This is a genomic window from Streptomyces sp. NPDC054932, from assembly GCF_053610205.1.
Map to the genome: position 1 here is coordinate 1 of NZ_JBSGXU010000391.1, position 1,534 is coordinate 1,534.

2 protein-coding genes are annotated in these 1,534 nt (G+C 73.1%); one reads left to right on the forward strand and one right to left on the reverse strand.

Features of this window, described 5'->3' with window-relative positions; all coding sequences use genetic code 11:
• Nucleotides 1–35: 35 nt before the first annotated feature.
• Entirely contained in the window at nucleotides 36–341 is a 306-nt protein-coding gene (locus ACWGE1_RS41030; protein WP_453425567.1) for a hypothetical protein, read from the reverse strand.
• Nucleotides 342–479: 138 nt separating this feature from the next.
• On the opposite strand from ACWGE1_RS41030, the gene ACWGE1_RS41035 reads away from it, so the two are divergent.
• On the forward strand, nucleotides 480–1,472 hold the full coding sequence (locus tag ACWGE1_RS41035; RefSeq protein ID WP_453425568.1) for a helix-turn-helix domain-containing protein: 993 nt from the start codon (nucleotides 480–482) through the stop codon (nucleotides 1,470–1,472).
• Nucleotides 1,473–1,534 lie beyond the last annotated feature (62 nt).

Genomic DNA, 1,534 nt, shown 5'->3' on the forward strand with positions numbered 1-1,534 from the left:
GCCGGCGCCCGGCCGGGCCCGCCGAGACCCGGCGGTCAGCCCCGCCGGTGTTCCATCAGGGACAGCGGCATCAGCGGCACGCCGACGTCCAGCAGGCACGCCGCGGGCAGTGCGCGCGCGCCGAGCAGCCGGCGGCAGACGGACTCGGCGTGCTGCTCGGCCTCCTCCAGCGAGTCCGACAGCAGGTAGAAGCCGAGGGTGAAGTGCTCTGCGGACTGCGGGTGCACCGCCAGGTGCTCCACCCGGTCCCGGGGGCTCAGACCCGCACGGGCCGCTTCGCGCAGGTCGTCGGGGACTTCCACCGGAGGGACCGTCCGCAGACGGGCATGGACGAGGTACATGCCCCCACCGTCGCCCCTGCGGAGCAGTCGCGGACGCCAAACAGGATGGCCGCTTCCGGCCGGGGACAGAACTGGCCGACGGGCCCATCTCTGAGATGATCAAGGTGATTGATGTGCCAACGGGGGTGGGGGATACACATGTTGACCGAACTCGGGCTCGACGCGAGAGCCGAAGCCGTCTACCGCGCCATGCTCATGGAACCGACATCGGGCGTCACGGCCCTGGCCGCAGCCGTGGGGGCCGCCGAGGACGACGTACGCGATGCCCTGGACCTGCTCAGCGAGCTCGCCCTGGTCCAGCCTTCGGCCGATGACAGCGGACGGCTGCGCGCGGTCTCCCCGGACATCGGGATGGAGATCCTCATGGCCCGGGGGCAGGCCGAGCTCGCCGCCCAGCAGCAGCGGCTGGAGGCATCCCGGGCGGCCGCGGCCCGGCTGATCTCGGAGTACTCGGAGCTGCGGCCGACCGCCCGGCACCCCGGGGTCGAGCAGCTCATCGGCCTCGACGCGGTCCGCGACCGGCTGGTCGCGCTGACCCGGGAGACGAAGGAGGAACTGCTCGCCTTCTCACCCGACGCCACGCTGAGCGAGTCGGCGCTCGTCGCCTCCCGCCCCCTGAACCGGACACTGCTCGAGCGCGGCGTACGCATGCGCACGGTCTATCTCGACAGCGTGCGCAACAGCCGTCCCTCCGTCGAGCACGCCAACTGGCTCACGGAGCTCGGCGGCCAGGTCCGTACGGCGGCGTCACTGCCGACGCGGATGCTCATCGTGGACCGTTCGACGGCGCTGATCCCGGTCAGCGACGACTCCTCGGCGGGGGCGGTCGTCCTCAGCGGCCACGGGATGCTCGTCGCCCTCTGCGCGCTCTTCGAGTCGACGTGGGCGACGGCGCAGCCGCTGGCGGAGGTGGCGGTACGCGGGCCGGACGGGCTGACCGCCCAGCAGGTCACCGCCGTACGCCTGTTGTCCGAAGGGCACACGGACGACGCGATCGCCAAACGGCTCGGGGTCTCCTCGCGCACGGCCCGGCGCATCGCCAACGAGCTGATGGAACGACTCGGCGCCCGCAGCCGCTTCGAGGCCGGCGTCCGGGCCGTCCAGGAGGGCTGGCTGCCCGCGCGCCCCTGACGGGCGCGTCCCGGCCGGCGCCCCGTCCGGTACGACACAGCCGCCCGGTGCGACCACGAGAG